Genomic DNA, 18,530 nt, shown 5'->3' with positions numbered 1-18,530 from the left:
TCCCGGGGCTGGTGGCGGGCGGGCGGGAGCCCCATCCTGGCCCATCCGCGCCGCCACGGCGACGACCGCCGCGGCCGGCGACCCCGCCGTCTGGCACCCGGGCGCGCTGGGGAAGCCTGGGCGGATGGACGGCGTACTGCTGAACCTCGGCCTCGTGCTGCTGTTCGTGCTGATCGGGGGCTTCTTCTCGGCCTCGGAGCTCGCGGTGGTGTCGCTGCGGGAGGCGCAGGCCGAGCGCCTGGCCACCACCGGGCGGCGCGGCGAGCGCGTCGCCGCGCTGCGCCGGGACTCGACGACGTTCCTCGCCGCCGTCCAGATCGGCGTCACCGTCGCCGGGTTCTTCTCGGCGGCGTACGGCGGCTCGACCCTGACCGAGCCGCTCGCGGGGGTCCTCACCGGTTGGGGCGTGCCGGCCGGGATCGCCGCCACCGTGGCGTTCATCGCCGTCACGGCCTTCGTCTCCTACCTGTCACTGGTGCTCGGGGAGCTCGTGCCCAAGCGGCTCGCGCTGCAGAAGGCCGAGGCCGTCGCCCTGGCCGTGGCCCCCGTCCTGGACCGGGTCGCCCGCCTGTCGCGGCCCCTGATCTGGCTGCTGTCCCAGTCGACGAACCTCGTCGTGCGGGCGCTGGGGCTGGATCCGAAGGGCCGCGGCGACGAGGTGTCGGAAGAGGAGCTGCGCGACCTCGTCGCGGGCCACGGCGATCTCGACGCCGAGGAGCGCCGGGTCCTCGGCGATGTCTTCGGCGCCGCGGACCGCCAGCTCGCCGCCGTGCTGATCCCCCGCACCGAGGTGGAGTTCCTCGACGCCGACATGCTGCTGGCCGAGGCGGCCCGCCACACCGTCTCGCGCCCCCACTCCCGCTACCCGGTCACCGGCGAGACCGTCGACGACGTCGTCGGCGTCGTCCACGTGCGGGACCTGCTCACGGCCGCGCTCGAGCGTGCGGGCATGGTGGAGGGCAACGGGACCCACCCGGAGACAGTCGGCGACGTCGCGCGCCCGGCGTCCATGCTTCCCGGCAGCCTGCCGGTGCTCTCCGCGCTGTCGCAGATGCGCGCCGAGCGCGTCCACCTCGCCGTCGTCGTCGACGAGTACGGCGGCACGGCGGGCATCGTCACGATGGAGGACGTCCTCGAGGAGATCGTCGGGGAGATCGAGGACGAGTACGACCCCGACGAGAGCCGCCGTGACGCCACCGAGCTGGACGGCCTGCTCAACCGGGACGACGTGGAGGAGCGCACCGGTCTGCGGCTGCCCGACGGCCCTTTCGAGACCCTGGCCGGGTTCGTCCAGGCCGCCCTCGGGCGCGTCCCCGCCGTCGGCGACGCGATCGACGCGCTCGACAACCGCTTCACGGTCACCGAGATGGACGGCCGCAGGGTCGCCCGGATCCGTGTGGCCCCCCGTCCCGAGCAGGCGCCCGGGCCGTCCGAGACGGGGTTGACGGCCGCCGGCGAGGGGTAGCGTCCACGAGGTGAGCATCGCGAGCGTGAACCCGGCCACCGGGGAAGAGATCCGCACCTTCGAGCCCCTCACCGGCGAGCAGATCGAGGAGCGGCTCCAACGGGCCGCGGAGGCGTTCCGCAGCTACCGGCACACGACGTTCGCCGAGCGGGCGGGCTGGATGCGCCGGGCCGCGGACGTCCTCGACGCGCGGGCCGAGGAGCTCGCCCGGCACGCCACCGTGGAGATGGGCAAGACCCTCGCCTCGGCGAAGGCCGAGGTCGCCAAGTGCGCCAAGGGCTGCCGGTACTACGCCGAGCACACGCAGGCGCAACTGGCCGACGTGCCGCACCCGGTCGAGGGCGCCCGGGTGTTCACCCGCCACGAGCCGCTCGGGCCCGTGCTGGCCGTCATGCCCTGGAACTTCCCGTACTGGCAGGTGTTCCGGTTCGCCGCGCCGGCCCTGATGGCCGGCAACGTCGGCCTGCTCAAGCACGCGTCGAACGTGCCGCAGTGCGCCCTGGCCATCGAGGACGTGTTCGCCGAGGCCGGCTTCCCCGACGGCGTCTTCCAGACGCTCCTGATCGGCTCGGGGCCCGTCGCGTCGATCATCGCCGACGACCGCGTGCGGGCCGTCACGCTCACCGGCAGCGAGCCGGCAGGCCGGGCGGTCGCGGCCGCGGCGGGCAAGGCCATCAAGCCCAGCGTGCTGGAGCTCGGCGGGTCCGACGCGTTCGTCGTCATGCCGTCGGTCGACCTCGACGTCGCCGTCGACAACGCCGTCGCCTCGCGGATGCTCAACAACGCCCAGTCCTGCATCAACGCCAAGCGGTTCGTCGTGCACGAGGCGGTCGCGGACGAGTTCGAGCGCAAGCTGGTCGCGAAGCTCGATGCGATGACGATCGGCGACCCGATCGACGAGGGCACGCAGCTCGGGCCGCTGGTCAACGCGGACGCCGTGGAGACCATCGACCGGCAGGTGCGCGACTCCGTCGCCGCGGGCGCGCGGCTCGTCACCGGCGGCAAGCCGCTGCCCGGGCCCGGCTTCTACTACCCGCCCACCGTCCTCGCCGACATCCCCGAGGGCTCCCCCGCCCACCACGAGGAGTTCTTCGGGCCGGTCGCGCTGATCTTCCGCGCCCGCGACGTCGACGACGCCGTCCGCATCGCCAACGACTCCCCGTTCGCGCTCGGCGGCAGCGCCTGGACGGCCGACGAGGCGGAGCAGGAGCGGTTCGTCACCGAGATCGAGACGGGGATGATCTACATCAACAAGGCCACCGAGTCGACGCCCGAGGTGCCGTTCGGCGGGGCGAAGAACTCCGGCTACGGCCGGGAGCTCTCGGACTATGGGCCGCGGTCGTTCGTGAACGCGAAGACGGTATGGATCGCGGGGTAGCGCCGGGCCGTCACGCGTCGGGCCGGGCGCGGCGGTCGAGCCCGTCCAGCACCAGGTCCAGACCCCAGGCGAACTCGTCGCCGAAGGCGTAGCCGGGCTGCAGGACGTGCTCGACGGTGAGCCACGTCAGGTGGGGATAGCGGTCCGGGTCGATCGCGGCGGCCATCTCGCGGGCGAACTCGGCCGTCCCCTCGCCGTCCCGCAGCGGCAGGCTCGCCTCCTGCAGGGCGAACCCGTAGACGTAGCTGTCGATCAGTGCGTACGCGTGGGCGGCCCCGGCCGGGCCGAACCCGGCACCGCGCAGCACACCGAGCACGGCGTCGTGGTGGCGCAAGGTCGCGGGCCCTGGCGCGCGGCGTGACTCCAGGAGCCCGATGGCCCAGCGGTGGCGGCCGAGCACCACGCGCACCGACTCCGCACGCTTCCGCATCGCGGCCCGCCAGTCCGGGCCCGCGGGCAGGTCGATCTCGGTGAACACGGCGTCCACCATCCCGTCGAGCAGGTCGTCCTTGCCGCTCACGTAGCGGTACAGCGACATCGCCTCGACGCCGAGCGCCTCGCCCAGCCTGCGCATCGTGAGCGCGGGCAGGCCCGCCGCGTCGGCGAGCGTCACCGCGGCGCGCACGATCCGTTCCCGGCTGAGCGGTTCCCGTTCCGGCACCGGTCCCCTCCTTCACCCCGACGACTTGACAACCCGACCGCGCGGCCGCAACCTTACAACATAAGCTTACAACGTAAGGAGACCCAGGTGTCGATGACGGCGGTGGTGCAGGACCGCTACGGGGAGGCCGAGGAGGTTCTGCGGGTCGTGCAGGTGCCCCGGCCGGTCCCGGGCCCCGGCGAGGTGCTGGTGCAGGTGCAGGCCGCCGGACTGGACCGCGGCGCCTGGCACCTCATGGCAGGCGTGCCCTACCCCGTCCGGTTCGCGGGCTTCGGGGTCACCGCCCCGCGCGACCCGGTGCGCGGACGTGAGCTGGCCGGACGCGTCGTCGCGACCGGCCAGGACGTCGCGCACCTGCGGACGGGCGACGAGGTGTTCGGCATCGCGGAGGGCGCGTTCGCGGAGTACGCGACGGCCCGGGCGGACCTGCTGGTCCCCCGGCCGCCCGGGGTGACACCGGTGCAGGCCGCTGCGACGCCGATCTCCGGACTCACCGCGCTGCAGGCCGTCCGCCGCCACGGCGAGGTGCGCGCCGGGCAGGAGGTGCTCGTGCTCGGCGCGTCCGGCGGGGTCGGCTCCTTCGCGGTGCAGATCGCGAAGGCCGACGGAGCGCGGGTGACCGGTACGGCCAGCACCGCGAAGCTGGACGTCGTCCGGGCCGTCGGAGCGGACGCGGTGGTCGACCACTCGCGCGAGGACGTGACGGGCCGCTTCGACGTCGTGATCGACAACGGCGGGCACCGGTCGCTGCGCGCGCTGCGCCGGCTGCTCACGCGCGAGGGCACGCTCGTCATCGTCGGCTCCGAGACCGGCGGGCGCTGGATGGGCGGCCTCGACCGGACGCTTCGGGCACTGCTGCTCTCGCCGTTCGTCCGGCACCGGCTGCGGTCGTTCGTGAGCCCCGAGAACCGCCGCGACCTGGAGACGCTCGCAGACCTGCTCGCGTCCGGCCGGGTCGTGCCCTACGTCGAGGAGACCTATCCGCTCACCGCGACGGCCACGGCGATGGCCCGCCTGCGCGACGGGCGCGTCCGCGGCAAGGCCGTCGTCGAGATCATCCGGGAGACCTGACGCGCCACCCCGGCCCGTGCCACCCTGGGCCCGTGCCCGAGCCCGACGAGTACGTCCCCGCGCGCCCACATCCGGCGCTCGCGGGCCTCGTCGCGCGCTACGGGGGGTACCGCGAGCACAGCGCCGCGCCCCTGCGCCGCCGCCAGGCCCCCACCGCCACCTGCACGCTGATCCTCGGGCTGGACCCGCCCCTGCGGCTGCACGGCCCGGCGGGTCCGGTCGTGCGCCGGTCGTTCCTCGCCGGGATGCACGACGCGGTGGTGGTCACCGAGTTCACCGGCGACCAGGCCGGGGTGCAGGTCGATCTCACCCCGCTCGGCGCGCACGTCCTGCTCGGGCGCCCGCTCGCCGAACTCACGAACCTCACCCCAGCCCTGGACGAGCTGGGCGTCGACCCGCTGCGACGGCTGCCGGACCGGCTGGCCGCGGACGACGGCTGGCCCGCCCGCTTCGCCCGGGTGGACGAGACGCTGCTCGCGCTCGCGGCGGCGAGCCGCACCCGGCCGGATCCGGAGGTGGCCAGGGCATGGCACCTGCTCACGCGCACGCGCGGCCGGGTGGGGATCGCGGCGCTGGCGGCGGAGGTCGGCTGGAGCAGGCGGCGGCTGCTGCGGCGGTTCACCGTCCAGGTCGGTCTCGGCCCGAAGACGGCGGCGCGGGTGCTGCGGTTCCGCCACGCCGCGGACCTGCTGGCCGCCGGTGGCCGCACCGTCGCCGACGTCGCGGCGCTCACCGGCCACGCCGACCAGAGCCACCTCGTCCGCGAGTTCCGGGCGCTGGCAGGCTGCCCACCGACGCGGTTCACGCCGGACCGGATCGACCCATTCGTCCAAGACGAGCGCGCTGACCTGGTCCTACGGTCGCCCTCATGAGCATCTACCCGACCCTGCGCTACGACGACGCTGCCGCCGCGATCCGCTTCCTCACCGCCGCCCTCGGCCTCGCCGAGCTGGCCGTGCACGCCGACGACGGTGTCGTCCAGCACGCCGAGCTCGCCCACGACGACGGTGTCGTCATGATCGGCACGCGCCGCGGGGGCGACACCTTCGACACGGGCCGGGCCGTGCTCTACATCGCCGTCGAGGACGCGGACGCCCACCACGACCGGGCCGTCGCCGCGGGCGCCGAGGTCGTCATGCCGCTCACCGACCAGCCGTACGGCTCCCGCGAGTACGCCGTGCGCGACCCCGAGGGCAACGTGTGGAGCGTCGGCACCTACCGGTCCAAGGTCTCGTGACGACGCCGCTGGAGCGCCTGCGCGCGCTCTGCCTGGCGCTGCCCGAGGCGACGGAGAAGATCAGCCACGGCGAGCCGACCTGGTTCGTCCGCAAGACGTTCGCGACGTTCGCCGATCACCACCACGACGACCGGCTCGCGTTCTGGTGTGCCGCCCCACCGGGCGCCCAGGAGGAACTGGTGGCGTCGGCGCCCGGGCGGTTCTTCCGGCCGCCCTACGTCGGTGGGCGCGGTTGGGTCGGCGTCTACCTGGACGTGCCGGACGTGGACTGGGACGAGATCGGCGAGCTGGTCGTCGACGCCTACCGGACGGTGGCGCCGAAGAGGCTGGTCGCCCTGCTCGACGCGTGAGCGATCGTTAACATCGGCGCGTGACCGACCTGCCCACCGTCCGGATCGACGGGGCCGTCCACTCCTACGAGGACGTCCCGGGTGAGACCGGGCGCGCGCCGCTGCTGTTCCTGCACGAGGGGCTGGGCTCGGTCGGGTTGTGGCGGGGCTTCCACCACCGGATCGCGGCGGCGACCGGTCGGCGCGCGGTGGCGTTCTCGCGGCTGGGCCACGGCTGGTCCGACCCGCCGTCCGCGCCGCGCGGGCCCGGGTTCATGGAGAGCGAGGCCACCGACGTCGTCCCCGCGCTGTGCGCCGCGCTCGGCCTGGAGCGGCCGATCCTGGTGGGCCACAGCGACGGCGCCTCGATCGCGCTGCTGCACGCCGCGGCGTACGACCTCCCGGGGCTGGTGGTGCTCGCGCCGCACACCTTCGTGGAGGAGGCAGGACTGCGCGAGATCGAGGCCACCCGGGGCGCGTACGCGGACGGCCTACGGGAGCGGATCGCCCGCCACCACCGCGACCCGGACGTCGTGTTCCGCAACTGGAACGACGTCTGGCTGCACCCCGCCTTCCGGACCTGGGACATCCGGCCACGGCTGGCCGGGATCACCTGCCCGGTGCTCGCCGTGCAGGGCACCGCCGACCCGTACGGCACGGTGGCCCACGTCGAGTCGGTGCGCGAGCACGCGCGCGGCCCGGTCGAGGTGGTGCTGCTGGACTGCGGCCACTCCCCCCACCTCGAACGCCCCGAGGAGACGGACGCTGCGGTCGCGCGGTTCCTCAGCTCTCTTCCTTGACCCGGTAGGCGGGCGCGCGGCTCGGCACGGGCAGGGGTGCGGAGCGCAGCAGCGGCAGCACCCGCGGCGCCACCACCTCGGTGAGCACGACGACGCTGGTGGAGCGCATGACCGCGGACGAGCGGTCGATCCGCAGCAGCGTGGCGTGCAGGTCCGCGTGGGACGCGGCGGCGACCTGGCAGACCACGTCCGCGCTCCCGGTGGTGGCGTGCGCGGAGAGCACCCCGGGGATGGCGTCCAGCTCGGCGGCGACCTGGTCGATCGCCCCCTGGGCGATCTCCAGCGACACGATCGCGTGCACCGGGAAGCCGGCCGCGGTGAGGTCGACGTCCGGGCCGTATCCCGTGATCACGCCCGCCTGTTCGAGGCGTTCCAGGCGGGCCCCGACGGTCGGGCGGGCGACCCGGGCGAGCCGGGACAGCTCCAGCACGCCGGCGCGCGGGTGCTCGGTGAGCAGGGCGATCAGCCGGACGTCCAGGGCGTCGAGCGAGGTGGTCGAGGTGGACATCCGGACCCCCTTCATCGGGATCTCAGTGCGCATTCTGCATAGCAGATGTGTTAGAGGTTGCCAGAATGAACAGCTCTCCGTCTACTCGTCGGCATGACCGATGTGCTGCTCGACCCGCTCGTCGGCGAGGTCGCCCACGATCCGACCGGTGACGCGTTCCCGGTGCTCGGCCTGGACCACGTCCGCTTCGCCGTGGGCAACGCCCGCCAGGCGGCGCACTGGTACTCGACGGCGTTCGGCATGCGCGTCGTCGCCTACCGCGGCCCCGAGACCGGGCACCCCGATCTCGCGGAGTACGTGCTCACCTCCGGCTCGGCCCGGTTCGTCCTCACCGGCGAGGTGCGGGCGGGCACCTGGGTGGGCGCCCACGTGGCCGCGCACGGCGACGGGATCGTCGATCTCGCGATCGCCGTCCCGGACGTGGACGCGGCCGTGGCGCACGCCCGCGCGCAGGGCGCCGCGGTGCTCGCCGAACCGCACACCGTCGCCGACACGCACGGCGAGCTGCGGACCGCGGCGATCGCGGCGTACGGGCCGGTGCGCCACACGCTCGTCGACCGCTCCCGCTACGGAGTCGATGGTCGGCTCCCGGACTCGGTCCGCTCCTCGGTCGCCGGAGCTCCCTGCGATGCTCCCTCGCCCTCTCCCTCCGGCGGACCGTTCGCCCCGGGGTTCACCGCCCGTGAACCGCTCGTGGCACCCGGCCCGCGGCTCTTCCAGGCCGTGGACCACTGCGTCGGCAACGTCGAGCTCGGCCGCATGGACGAGTGGGTGGGGTTCTACCGGCGCGTGATGGGCTTCCGGAACATGGCCGAGTTCGTCGGCGAGGACATCGCGACGCAGTACTCGGCACTGATGAGCAAGGTGGTGGCGAGCGGCAACCACCGGGTGAAGTTCCCCCTCAACGAGCCCGCGCTCGGGAGCAGGCGCTCGCAGATCGACGAGTACCTGCAGTTCCACGGTGGCCCCGGGGTGCAGCACGTGGCGCTCGCGACCGGCGACATCGTCGGCGCCGTGCGGGCGATGCGTGCGGCGGGTGTGGAGTTCCTGCCGACCCCGGACAGCTACTACGACGCGCTACCCGGCTGGGTCGGCGACACCCGCGTGCCCGTGGCGACCCTGCGCGAGCTGGGCATCCTCGCCGACCGCGACGAGGACGGCTACCTGCTGCAGATCTTCACCCGCCCCGTCCAGGACCGGCCGACGGTGTTCTTCGAGCTGATCGAGCGGCACGGCTCGCTCGGCTTCGGGAAGGGCAACTTCAAGGCGCTGTTCGAGGCGATCGAGCGGGAGCAGGAGCGGCGCGGCAACCTGTAGGGCACGACCGGACCCGGCCGAGGTGGACGTGAGCGGGTTTCCGCCGTCGGCGGACCCCGCTCACGTTCACCTCGCGCGCTCGTCGCCGGTCTGCGGCGTCCGCCGCGGGCGCAGGGCCGCCACCAGCACCGCACCGGCTGTGACGACGCAGGCGGCCAGCAGGCCGGTGGTGCGCAGGGCGTCGACCAGGCCGTCCCCGGCGGCGGCCCGGTCCAGGCCGCCGATGGCGAGGATCGCCGCGAGCCCGACCGCCCCGCCCACGTACTGCGCCGTGGAGACGAGGGCCGCGGCCACGCCCTGCTCCCGCGGTCCGGCGGCGGCGCCTGCGGCGCGGAACACCGCCGGGAACGCGATCCCGGCGAACAGCGTCCACGCCAGCCACGGCGCGGTGACGGCGTACGAGCCCGCAGGAAGCGACAGCGCCAGCCCGGCGATCCCTACCCCCATCCCGGCGAGCCCCGTGGCGAGCGCGCCGAACGGCCCGTACCGCGCGACGATCCGCGGGAACGCCACGCCCGCGCCAAGCATCGCCAGCAGGCTCATCGGCAGGAAGGCGAGCCCGGCGGCCAGCGCGTCGAGGCCGAGGACGTCCTGCAGGAACGTGGTCGTCAGGTAGAACGCGGCCGCGACCGCACCCATGAACAGGAACACCGCGGCGGCCGGCACGGCGAGTGCCCGGCGCGCCACGAGCCGCGTCGGCAGCAGGGCGTGCGCACCGCGGCGGTGCTCGACGGCGGCGAACGCGGCCAGCAGCAGGAGCCCCGCGAGGGCCGTCCAGCCGCGCGTCACGATGCCGTGGACCAGCGCCGACGCACCCGCGGTCGCGAGCACCGCGCCCACCGCGTCGAACCCGCCGGGTGCGCGGGGCCCGTCGGCCTCGAACGCGCGGGTCCCGGCGAGCAGCAGGGCCGCGACGGGCACGTTCACGAGCAGCACGGCCTGCCAGCCGAGGGTGGCGGTGAGCACGCCGCCGGCGAGCGCGCCCACGGCGGCGCCCGACGCGCCTGCCACGCCCCACAGCGCGAACGCGCGGTTGCGCTCCGGGCCGTCGGCGAACGTCGTGCCGATCAGGGCGAGCCCGGCGGGTACGACGAGCGCCGCGCCCAGGCCCTGCACGGCCCGGGCGGCGATCAGCGCGCCCGCGGTGGGGGCGAGGCCGCCCACGAGGGAGGCGAGCCCGAACAGGGCGAGCCCGGCCGCGAGGGTGCGCCTGCTGCCGACCCGGTCCGCGGCCCGCCCGCCGAGCAGCAGGAACCCGCCGAGGACGACGGTGTAGGCCGAGACGACCCACTGCAGGTCGGCCGGGGCGAACCCGAGCGCGCGGCCGATGCTCGGCAGCGCGACGAACACGATGTCGAAGTCGACGGCCATGAGGAACTGCCCCAGGGCCAGCACCACAAGGCGGAGGCGGCCCCGGTCCTGGACGACGGTCACGTCTTCCCTCTTTCCCATCCTTGGTGCACGATCTGTAACAGGGCAGATGCTCTGTCACATGCGCCGAGCTGGGAAGAAGGCAGTTTCGTGTCCCGAAGGAACACCGATGTGACGGTGCAGGTCAGGGAGGGGGGAGGAGCGTTGGACCACGTCTGCCCGCTCAACGAGGTGCTCGACCGGGTGAGCGGGAAGTGGGCGATCGGCATCCTCACGCTGGCGGGCGACCGCGGCCCGATCCGCTTCGTGGAGCTGGAACGCGGCATTCCGGGCATCAGCCGGCGGATGCTCACGCTGACGCTGCGCAACCTGGAGCGGGACGGCCTGCTGGTCCGCACCGTCTACCCGACGGTGCCGCCGAAGGTCGAGTACACCCTCACCGACGCCGCGCGCGAGCTGTCCGACACCCTCTCCGGGCTCACCGAGTGGGCGGTGCGCCACCGGAGCACGATCGCGCGGGCCCGCGAGGCCTACGACGCGCGGGTGGGTCAGGTGGCCGCCCAGCCGGTCCAGCGCGTCGGCGTGATCACCAGCAGCGGACCGGCCGGGCGCGGGTCGCGGTAGGGCGGGTACTTGGCAGCCAGCGCGTCGAGCGCCTGCTCGTCGGGGTCGGCGACGGTGGCGGTGCCGTCGACGCGCACCCACCACAGCCGCGACCAGTCGTCGGCGTAGTGGTCGACGACCAGGCCGACCCGCGGGTCGCGGGCGACGTCGGCGAGCCGGGCCAGCTTCGGGGTGCGCTTGGGCTTGACGGCGTCGACCACGGAGCAGATCCGGTCCTCGACCAGCGCGAACGTGATCGGCACGAGCCGCGGGGAGCCGTCGGCGCGCACTGTGGCGAGCCGGCCGACGGGTGCAGCCGCCACCAGCTCCCGCAGGACCGCGGGGTCGGAGATCGCCGGCACGCCGGTCAGCCCGGCAGCAGCCCGCGGACGTACGCGGCCTGGCCGACATGCTGGGCCGCGTCGTCCACGACGCTGACCAGCCGCACCGCGAGCGTCACCGGCGGGTCCCACCGCTCGTCGACGATCCGCTCCAGGTCGGCGTCCGAGAGCCCACGCAGGAAGGCGACCGACTCGTCCAGCACGGCGTCGACGTAGCCGTGCAGTTCCGCGGCCTGCGACCGGAACGCCGCCACCTGCGCGGTGGTGTGCCCGTAGCCGGTGTCCTCGGGGTCGGGTTCCCGGCCGAACCGCTGCGCCCAGCCGGCGGCGGTCCAGCGCTGCTCGACGCCCGCCGCCTCGCTGAGATGGTCGTCGGCGACCCGGGCCAGGTGCCAGACGAGCCAGCCGATCGGGTTGCCCCGGCCGTCGACGCGGTAGGCGAGCTGCTCCGCGGACAGCTCGCCCACGACGTGGTGGGCGTTCTCGCGGACGCGCCCGAGCGCGTCGATGAGGAGATCGGCCGCAGCCGTCACGGTCGCCACCGGCCCGAGCGTAGACGGACCCGCGGGAGGAGCGGGAACATGCGGAAGGGGCTCGCTGTTCGAGGGTTAGTAGTTGTACGTTCAATCATCTAGCGACCGGAGGAACCACGATGCCCGCCGTCACCGTCCCCGACATCACCGTGCTGCCGCGCATCCCCGCGCCGGACGCGACGGCCACCGAGCGGCCGGTCCGCTCGGTCACCACCGCCCCGTCCGGGTTCGAGGGCGAGGGCTTCCCGGTGCGCCGGGCGTTCCAGGGCGTGGACATGCGCGACCTGGACCCCTTCCTGCACATGGACCAGATGGGCGAGGTCGAGTACGCCCCCGGCGAGCCCAAGGGCACGTCCTGGCATCCCCACCGCGGGTTCGAGACCGTCACCTACATCATCGACGGCACCTTCGAGCACCAGGACTCCCACGGCGGCGGCGGCGAGATCACCAACGGCGACACCCAGTGGATGACCGCGGGTTCCGGGCTGCTGCACATCGAGCGGCCACCGGAGGGGCTCGTCGTCTCGGGCGGGCTCTTCCACGGCCTCCAGCTGTGGGTGAACCTGCCGCGCGCGGACAAGTGGCTCGAGCCGAAGTACCAGGACCTGCGCGGGTCCGCGTCCACGCTGCTCACCACGCCGGACGGCGGGGCGCTGCTGCGGCTCATCGCGGGCGACATCGCGGGCGACACAGCCGGCCACACCGGCCCCGGATCGACCCACACCCCGATGGCGATGCTGCACGCCACGGTCTCCCCCGGCGCGCAGCTGCGGCTGCCGTGGCGGCGCGACTTCAACGCGCTGGTCTACGTGCTCTCCGGCACCGGCACGGTCGGGCCGCTCGGCCACCCGGTGAAGACCGGCCAGCTCGCGGTCTTCGGTCCGGGCGACACGATCACGGTGGCGGCGGACCGCGTGCAGGAGTCCCGGCTGGCGGGCCTGGACGTGGTCGTGCTGGGCGGGCAGCCCATCCGCGAGCCGGTCGCCTGGGCAGGGCCGTTCGTCATGAACACCCGCGCCGAGGTCATGCAGGCCTTCGAGGACTACCAGAAGGGCAAGCTCGGCGTCGTGCCCGCGACGTACGTGCCGCACGGGCGGTAGGCGACCTCACCCGGGAGCGTCGGTACACCTCAGTACCGGGGCGGGCGGCGGACCGCGGCCGCCGCGGCACCGGTGACCAGGCTCCCGATCGCGACACCGATCACGAGGTGGATGACCGCCGTGGCGATCTTGACCGGGACCGGGGCGCCGCCCGTGAACGGCAGCACGACCGCGGCGGCTGTCACGAGCCCGATGATCCAGCCCAGGTAGGCCAGCGGCCGCGGCGTGGACACCAGCAGCAGGTGGGCGAGCCCCGTCGCGGCCAGGGCGGCCGCGGCGGCGAGCAGGCAGAGCAGGACGGCGTCGTCGTTGTCGAAACCGCGCGACGACGGCAGGATCGCCCGCACGATCAGCACCCCGACCAGCGCCACCAGCGCCGCGACGACGGCGGTGGCGAGGCCGCCCGCCCAGAGCTTGCCGGTGTTGACCACCGGCCCGCGGTCGGCGTCGCCCGGATCGTCGCCCCGGTCGTAGGCCCAGGTCTCGTCCGACGCGCGTCCGCGCCGGTCTCGAGGAGCGGTCATCAGGCGCCTCCGCATCTGCCGACTGGGCGAATCGCGGAATTATTGCGTAGCGACCTCACCCGCGCCGAGGCGGCCGGTGCGCGTCGCCCACCGCTCGAACCAGAGCGTGGCGAGCGGCGGGACGCTCGCCACCACGGCGAGCGCGACCGTCCAGCGGCCCCAGCCCAGCGCGCGGGCGGCGATCACCGTGACCACCAGGTAGGCGATGAACAGCGCCCCGTGGATCGGGCCGAAGACCTGCACCCCGATCTCGTTCTGCACGACGACGTACTTGAAGAACATGCCGACGAGGAGCCCCGCCCAGGAGCAGGCCTCGGCGACGGCGACGATCCGGAAGAGGCGCGCGACATCGATCACGAGCCGAATTCTACCGACTGTCGAAGTTGACCTGCCGCGTGTGGGCCAGTGCGACGCCCGGGCGGCACGGTATGCAGGCGGATGGGCACACGGATGGGCACCGGCACAGCAGGAGGACCGTCATGACGCCACCGGGGATCGAGATCGACGACGACCCGACCCGGGTCGACGTCGACGCGCTGCATCCCGCGCTGGCCGCGAGCTACTGGTCGCCGGGCGTGCCCCGCCACGTCGTCGAGGCCGCGATCGCCGGCTCGGACTGCTTCGGTGCCTACGACCGGACGCTGGTCCCGGGGCGCATGGTCGGCTTCGCCCGGCTCGTCACGGACCGGGCCACTTTCGGCTGGGTCGCCGACGTGATCGTGCTCCCCGACGCCCGCGGCCGCGGCATCGGAACGGCCCTCGTGCGGGCCGTCACCGAGCGCGCGGGCGCGTACGGGCTGCGCCGCCTCATGCTCGCCACCCGCGATGCCCACGAGCTCTACCGCCCGCACGGGTTCGCCGACGCCGGACCGGGCGTGCTCATGGAACGCCTCGAGGACCCCGCCCGGCTCTACGGCTCCTGAGCCGGGTCCTCGGCCCCGTCCTGCCCGCCGGCCCGCCGCGCCCGCTCGTGCAGCCGCGTCCGCACCTCGTCGGGGGTGTAGGCGCGCCGCCTGCGCTCGTCGCGCGCCACGACCACACCGGTCGCAGCCACGCCAGCCAGCCCGGCGAGGCCGAGCAGTTTCCACCACTTCCCCGTCACGGGACGAGAGCCTACGGCCCTACGATCTCGCAGGTGATCACCCTGGACGAGGCCGTCGAGCTGACCCGAACGGGCGACATCTGGATCTTCCGGGGGTCGGGTGGCGCGGACCGGGCGATCCGGGGGCTCACGAACGCCCCGGTCAACCACGTCGGCATGGCCGTGGTGATCGACGACCTGCCGCCGCTGATGTGGCACGCCGAGCTGGGCAAGGCCCTCGTCGACGTCTGGACGGGCACGCACCACCGCGGGGTGCAGCTGCACGACCTGCGGGCGGCCGTCCTGCAGTGGGGGCGCCGCTACCACCAGCGCGGGTGGCTGCGCCAGCTCTCCGGGCCGGTGGGCGAGCAGATGGAGGAGGCGGTGCTGCGCACGATCGCGCGGCTCGACGGCACCCCGTTCCCGTCGACGGCGCGGCTCGCGACCCGGTGGGCCCGCGGGCGGCTGCCGCGCCTGCGGTCGCTGGGCAGCACCGTGACCAGCACCGTGAGCAGCAGCGTGACCAGCACAGTGAGCAGCACGGTGGACACCGCGCGCGCCCTGCTGCGCCGCGACCCCGAGCCGTCCGGGCCGTCGGAGCCGTCCGGGCCGTCCATGGAGCCGGAGCCGGACGGGCCGACGCTGGAGACCGCGTACTGCGCGGAGGTCGTCGCCATCACCTACGAGGAGATGGGGCTGCTCACCCGCGACCGCTCGCCGAACTGGTACGACCCCGGCCGCTTCTGGAGCGGCCACGACCTGCAGCTCGCCGAGGGCTTCTCGCTCGGCGGCGAGATCGCGGTGTCGCTGCCGGACTGACGGTGCGCGGACCGACGGTGCGCGGGCCTCGTAGCCTGCCCGCCGTGACCGGCGCAGCGGACCTGACCGCGACACGATCCAGCTACGACGTCATGGCCGAGGGCTACGCGCAGCTCTTCCGCACCGCGCTCGACGACTCTCCGCTGGACCGGGCGCTGCTCGGCGGCTTCGCGGAGCTCGTTCTGCGCGACCACCCCGACGGGCCGGTGGTCGACGCGGGCTGCGGACCGGGCCGCGTCGCCGCCCTGCTGCACCGGCTCGGGCTCGCCGTGCGCGGGATCGACCTGTCACCGGCCATGGTCGAGCTCGCCCGTCGCGACCATCCCGGGATCGGCTTCGACGTCGCGGAGATGGGCGCGCTCGACACCGCGGACGCGAGCCTGGCCGGGATCGTCGCCTGGTACTCGCTCATCCACGTCCCCGCCGACCGGCGGGCGCGGGTGATCGGCGAGTTCCACCGCGTGATCCGACCGGGCGGCTACCTGCTGCTGGCCTTCCAGGTCGGCGACGACACCCTGCACCTCGACGAGGCCTTCGGCCACGACGTGTCGCTCGACTTCCACCGCCTGCAACCCGACGCCGTCGTCGCCTTGCTCGTCGATGGGGGGTTCGACATGACCGCCCGCCTGGTCAGGGCGCCCGAGCCGACCTGTGCGGCGGCGAGGATCCCGCAGGGCCTTGTCATCGCCCGCAAGCCATCGCCCGCAAGCCATCGCCCGCAAGCCATCGCCCGCAAGCCATCGCCCGCAAGCCGTCCCACCGGTCGGCAGGCCGGGCAGCGGAGCCGGACCTAGGCTCGGGCCCGTGACCCTCAGCACCGAGGAACAGGCCGTCGTCGCGACCGTGCGGGAGTTCGTCGACCGGGAGGTCCGGCCGACCGCCCGCGAGCTGGAGCACGCGGACACCTACCCGGAGAAGCTCATCGACCAGATGAAGCAGCTGGGGATCTTCGGGCTCGCGATCCCGCAGCCGTGGGGCGAGGCACCGGTCTCGATGCCCTGCTACGCGCTCGTCACGGCGGAGCTGGCGCGGGGGTGGATGAGCCTCGCGGGTGCCATGGGCGGGCACACCGTCGTGGCGAAGCTGCTACTCGCGTTCGGCACCGACGAGCAGAAGGACCGCTGGCTGCCGCGGATGGCCACCGGGGAGGTCCGCGCGACGATGGCACTCACCGAACCCGGCGGCGGGTCCGACCTGCAGGCGATGACGACGACGGCCCAGCGGGACGGCGACCACTACGTGATCAACGGCGCCAAGACCTGGATCACCAACGCGCGGCGCTCACGGCTCACCGCCCTGCTGTGCCGCACCGACCCCGCGGCGGACCCACCCCACCGCGGGATCAGCATCCTGCTCATCGAGCCGGGCCCCGGGTTCACCGTGTCCCGGGACCTGCCCAAGCTCGGCTACAAGGGTGTCGAGAGCTGCGAGCTGCACTTCGACGGCTACCGCATCCCGCTGTCCGCGCTGCTGGGCGGCGTCGAGGGCAGCGGATTCGCGCAGATGATGACGGGCCTGGAGACCGGGCGCATCCAGGTCGCCGCCCGCGCCCTGGGCGTGGGCCGGGCGGCGTTCGACGACGCATTCCGCTATGCGCAGGAACGGGAGAGCTTCGGGCGCCCGATCTGGCAGCACCAGTCGATCGGCAACTATCTGGCGGACATGGCGACGAAGCTCACAGCCGCCCGCCAGCTCATCCTGCATGCGGCCGAGAAGGCGGAGGCGGGGCTGCGCTGCGACCTCGAGGCCGGAATGGCGAAGCTGTTCGCCTCCGAGACGGCGATGCAGATCGCCCTGGACGCCGTACGCATTCACGGCGGCTACGGCTACTCCACCGAGTTCGACGTGGAGCGCTACTTCCGCGACGCTCCGTTGATGATCGTCGGCGAGGGCACGAACGAGATCCAGCGCAATGTCATCGTCGGCCAGCTCGTGAAACGGGGCGGGTTGGAGCGGTGACCGTGCCCGCGGCGTAGCGTCTGCCCCGTGGTGTGGACGCCGGGCCGGGTCGCGGCCCTGGGGGTGGCGGTCGCAGCGGTCGCCGGGGCGGCGAGCCTGGCGCGGGCGGCGGCGGGAGTGCCCACGGCGATCGGCGCCCGCCGCGGCGCGTTGCGGGCGGCGGCGGACGGATCCGCGCACCAGCGGGACGGGTTCTTCCACAACACCGAGCCGCCCACCGGCGGCAGCGACACCCGGACGATCCTGCGTGCGCTGCTCGCCCGCGGCGAGATCGGCACCCCTGCAGGCCCGGTGCCGCTGGCCCCGGTGCACGTCCCGGCGCGCGCGGCCCCGCTGGCCGTCACCTGGTTCGGGCACTCCAGCGCGCTGATCGAGATCGACGGCCGCCGCGTGCTCGTCGACCCGATGTGGGGTGAGCGGGCCTCACCGTCGCGGCGGGTGGGCCCGCGGCGCCTGCACGCGGCGCCCGTCGCGCTGTCCGCGCTGCCGCCGGTGGACGCCGTCCTGCTCTCCCACGACCACTACGACCACCTGGACCTGCCCACCGTCCGGGCGCTGGCCCGCGGGACCGGAGCGGTGTTCGTGGTCCCGCTGGGTCTCGGGGCGCACCTGCGCCGGTGGGGTGTGCCCGGGGAGCGGGTCGTGGAGCTGGACTGGGGCGCGCGCGTGGAGATCGCGGGGCTCGCCCTGCACTGCGCCCAGGCGCGCCACTTCTCGGGACGGGCACTGGTCCGCAACATGACGCTCTGGTCGTCCTGGGCGATCCTGGGCCCGCGCAGCCGCGTCTACTTCGGCGGCGACACCGGCTACACCCCCGCGTTCGCACGCACCGGGGCCGAGCTGGGCCCGTTCGACCTCGTGCTGCTGCCCGTCGGGGCCTACAGCCATCACTGGCCGGACGTGCACATGGACCCCGAGCAGACGGTGCGCGCGCATGCGGACCTGCGCGGCGACGTCCTGCTGCCGGTGCACTGGGCGACGTTCAACCTCGCATTCCACGGCTGGTCCGAGCCCGTGGAACGGGTCGTCGCGGCCGGGGACGCCGCGGGGATCCGGCTCGTCGTCCCCCGCCCGGGTGAACGCGTGGACCTGGCCGTCCGCCCGGAACTGCGCGACTGGTGGACGGAAGTGGGTTCGGCCGGAGTATCGGTGCCCGCTTCGGATCCGGCTCGGCGGGGTGGCCTGCGGATTCCGCTCGCCGGATTGTTCCGTTTCGGCAGCGTTCCATCGGTGGACACGACCCACCCCGGGTTCGACAATGTACGGGGCATCGATTAGGGTCGGCTTCGTCGAAATGGTCGACTCCTTCATCCGGGCGGATCCGCGATCCCGTTCTGCGGAACGGTGAGTGGTGCCCGCCCTACGATCTCGAAAGGCCCCGCCGTGGCGAAGCAGACAACGGTCACCCTGATCGACGACCTTGACGGTTCCCC

General features: G+C 74.0%; 23 protein-coding genes. 15 read left to right on the top strand and 8 right to left on the bottom strand.

Annotated elements, in window-relative coordinates; all coding sequences use genetic code 11:
• Positions 1-124 precede the first annotated feature (124 nt).
• Positions 125-1,465: a hemolysin family protein gene (locus AB7J25_RS11965; protein WP_428508174.1), complete on the top strand. Its 1,341-nt coding sequence runs from the start codon at positions 125-127 to the stop codon at positions 1,463-1,465.
• A gap of 10 nt (positions 1,466-1,475) precedes the next feature.
• Positions 1,476-2,843 carry an NAD-dependent succinate-semialdehyde dehydrogenase gene (locus tag AB7J25_RS11960; protein ID WP_428508172.1) on the top strand — a complete coding sequence of 456 codons (1,368 nt, stop codon included), beginning with the start codon at positions 1,476-1,478 and terminating at the stop codon, positions 2,841-2,843.
• Between the two features lie 10 nt (positions 2,844-2,853).
• Here the strand turns inward: AB7J25_RS11960 and AB7J25_RS11955 are convergent, their stop codons facing one another.
• Entirely contained in the window at positions 2,854-3,504 is a 651-nt protein-coding gene (locus AB7J25_RS11955) for a TetR/AcrR family transcriptional regulator C-terminal domain-containing protein (RefSeq protein ID WP_428508170.1), read from the bottom strand.
• 93 nt (positions 3,505-3,597) lie between these two features.
• Between AB7J25_RS11955 and AB7J25_RS11950 the strand changes: the two genes are divergently transcribed.
• The 5 genes from AB7J25_RS11950 to AB7J25_RS11930 are packed head-to-tail and all read left to right on the top strand — an operon-like array spanning position 3,598 to position 6,941.
• Complete coding sequence (locus AB7J25_RS11950) at positions 3,598-4,575, top strand: NAD(P)-dependent alcohol dehydrogenase (protein ID WP_428508236.1); 978 nt, start codon at positions 3,598-3,600, stop codon at positions 4,573-4,575.
• 32 nt (positions 4,576-4,607) lie between these two features.
• Positions 4,608-5,447 carry a helix-turn-helix domain-containing protein gene (locus AB7J25_RS11945; RefSeq protein WP_428508169.1) on the top strand — a complete coding sequence of 280 codons (840 nt, stop codon included), beginning with the start codon at positions 4,608-4,610 and terminating at the stop codon, positions 5,445-5,447.
• Positions 5,444-5,812 (top strand): VOC family protein, encoded by a 369-nt coding sequence (locus AB7J25_RS11940; protein ID WP_428508167.1) that lies wholly within the window; start codon positions 5,444-5,446, stop codon positions 5,810-5,812. Before AB7J25_RS11945 ends, AB7J25_RS11940 begins: the two co-directional genes overlap by 4 nt.
• Positions 5,809-6,162: an MmcQ/YjbR family DNA-binding protein gene (locus AB7J25_RS11935; RefSeq protein ID WP_428508165.1), complete on the top strand. Its 354-nt coding sequence runs from the start codon at positions 5,809-5,811 to the stop codon at positions 6,160-6,162. The genes AB7J25_RS11940 and AB7J25_RS11935 overlap by 4 nt, the downstream gene beginning before the upstream one ends.
• A 20-nt stretch (positions 6,163-6,182) precedes the next feature.
• A complete protein-coding gene (locus AB7J25_RS11930) occupies positions 6,183-6,941 on the top strand; it encodes an alpha/beta fold hydrolase (RefSeq protein ID WP_428508163.1) in 759 nt (252 codons plus the stop codon).
• Here AB7J25_RS11930 and AB7J25_RS11925 read toward each other — a convergent pair.
• On the bottom strand, positions 6,925-7,449 hold the full coding sequence (locus AB7J25_RS11925) for an Lrp/AsnC family transcriptional regulator (RefSeq protein WP_428508161.1): 525 nt from the start codon (positions 7,447-7,449) through the stop codon (positions 6,925-6,927). The genes AB7J25_RS11930 and AB7J25_RS11925 overlap by 17 nt on opposite strands.
• 93 nt (positions 7,450-7,542) lie before the next feature.
• On the opposite strand from AB7J25_RS11925, the gene hppD reads away from it, so the two are divergent.
• Complete coding sequence (hppD, locus tag AB7J25_RS11920; RefSeq protein ID WP_428508159.1) at positions 7,543-8,766, top strand: 4-hydroxyphenylpyruvate dioxygenase; 1,224 nt, start codon at positions 7,543-7,545, stop codon at positions 8,764-8,766.
• Between the two features lie 66 nt (positions 8,767-8,832).
• On the opposite strand, the gene AB7J25_RS11915 is transcribed toward hppD, so the two are convergent.
• Positions 8,833-10,200 carry an MFS transporter gene (locus AB7J25_RS11915; RefSeq protein ID WP_428508157.1) on the bottom strand — a complete coding sequence of 456 codons (1,368 nt, stop codon included), beginning with the start codon at positions 10,198-10,200 and terminating at the stop codon, positions 8,833-8,835.
• A gap of 87 nt (positions 10,201-10,287) precedes the next feature.
• On the opposite strand from AB7J25_RS11915, the gene AB7J25_RS11910 reads away from it, so the two are divergent.
• The gene (locus AB7J25_RS11910; RefSeq protein ID WP_428508155.1) at positions 10,288-10,761 is read left to right on the top strand and encodes a winged helix-turn-helix transcriptional regulator; all 474 of its coding nucleotides are present in this window, start codon (positions 10,288-10,290) and stop codon (positions 10,759-10,761) included.
• Here the strand turns inward: AB7J25_RS11910 and AB7J25_RS11905 are convergent.
• Complete coding sequence (locus AB7J25_RS11905) at positions 10,686-11,102, bottom strand: TIGR03668 family PPOX class F420-dependent oxidoreductase (protein ID WP_428508153.1); 417 nt, start codon at positions 11,100-11,102, stop codon at positions 10,686-10,688. The genes AB7J25_RS11910 and AB7J25_RS11905 overlap by 76 nt on opposite strands.
• 5 nt (positions 11,103-11,107) lie before the next feature.
• Positions 11,108-11,623 carry a mycothiol transferase gene (locus AB7J25_RS11900; RefSeq protein WP_428508151.1) on the bottom strand — a complete coding sequence of 172 codons (516 nt, stop codon included), beginning with the start codon at positions 11,621-11,623 and terminating at the stop codon, positions 11,108-11,110.
• Positions 11,624-11,733: 110 nt separating this feature from the next.
• Between AB7J25_RS11900 and AB7J25_RS11895 the strand changes: the two genes are divergently transcribed.
• The gene (locus AB7J25_RS11895) at positions 11,734-12,714 is read left to right on the top strand and encodes a pirin family protein (RefSeq protein WP_428508149.1); all 981 of its coding nucleotides are present in this window, start codon (positions 11,734-11,736) and stop codon (positions 12,712-12,714) included.
• Between the two features lie 29 nt (positions 12,715-12,743).
• On the opposite strand, the gene AB7J25_RS11890 is transcribed toward AB7J25_RS11895, so the two are convergent.
• Positions 12,744-13,238, bottom strand: coding sequence for a DUF6069 family protein (locus AB7J25_RS11890; RefSeq protein WP_428508147.1), 495 nt, complete (start codon positions 13,236-13,238; stop codon positions 12,744-12,746).
• A 39-nt stretch (positions 13,239-13,277) separates the two neighbouring features.
• Positions 13,278-13,595: a DUF3817 domain-containing protein gene (locus tag AB7J25_RS11885; protein ID WP_428508145.1), complete on the bottom strand. Its 318-nt coding sequence runs from the start codon at positions 13,593-13,595 to the stop codon at positions 13,278-13,280.
• Positions 13,596-13,717: 122 nt separating this feature from the next.
• Between AB7J25_RS11885 and AB7J25_RS11880 the strand changes: the two genes are divergently transcribed.
• The gene (locus tag AB7J25_RS11880) at positions 13,718-14,161 is read left to right on the top strand and encodes a GNAT family N-acetyltransferase (protein ID WP_428508143.1); all 444 of its coding nucleotides are present in this window, start codon (positions 13,718-13,720) and stop codon (positions 14,159-14,161) included.
• Here AB7J25_RS11880 and AB7J25_RS11875 read toward each other — a convergent pair.
• Positions 14,149-14,340: a hypothetical protein gene (locus tag AB7J25_RS11875; RefSeq protein ID WP_428508141.1), complete on the bottom strand. Its 192-nt coding sequence runs from the start codon at positions 14,338-14,340 to the stop codon at positions 14,149-14,151. The genes AB7J25_RS11880 and AB7J25_RS11875 overlap by 13 nt on opposite strands.
• 33 nt (positions 14,341-14,373) lie before the next feature.
• Between AB7J25_RS11875 and AB7J25_RS11870 the strand changes: the two genes are divergently transcribed.
• From AB7J25_RS11870 to AB7J25_RS11855, 4 genes are read left to right on the top strand one after another with little or no spacing between them, the layout of a single operon-like run.
• On the top strand, positions 14,374-15,138 hold the full coding sequence (locus AB7J25_RS11870) for a hypothetical protein (protein ID WP_428508139.1): 765 nt from the start codon (positions 14,374-14,376) through the stop codon (positions 15,136-15,138).
• 44 nt (positions 15,139-15,182) lie between these two features.
• On the top strand, positions 15,183-15,932 hold the full coding sequence (locus tag AB7J25_RS11865) for a class I SAM-dependent DNA methyltransferase (protein WP_428508137.1): 750 nt from the start codon (positions 15,183-15,185) through the stop codon (positions 15,930-15,932).
• Between the two features lie 10 nt (positions 15,933-15,942).
• The gene (locus AB7J25_RS11860) at positions 15,943-17,097 is read left to right on the top strand and encodes an acyl-CoA dehydrogenase family protein (RefSeq protein ID WP_428508135.1); all 1,155 of its coding nucleotides are present in this window, start codon (positions 15,943-15,945) and stop codon (positions 17,095-17,097) included.
• 27 nt (positions 17,098-17,124) lie between these two features.
• Entirely contained in the window at positions 17,125-18,375 is a 1,251-nt protein-coding gene (locus AB7J25_RS11855; protein ID WP_428508133.1) for an MBL fold metallo-hydrolase, read from the top strand.
• Positions 18,376-18,530: the final 155 nt, after the last annotated feature.

The organism is Pseudonocardia sp., assembly GCF_050246655.1.
Lineage (GTDB): Bacteria > Actinomycetota > Actinomycetes > Mycobacteriales > Pseudonocardiaceae > Pseudonocardia.
Note: the sequence above shows the minus strand (reverse complement) of the source record. Positions and strands in the feature narration are given on the sequence as shown.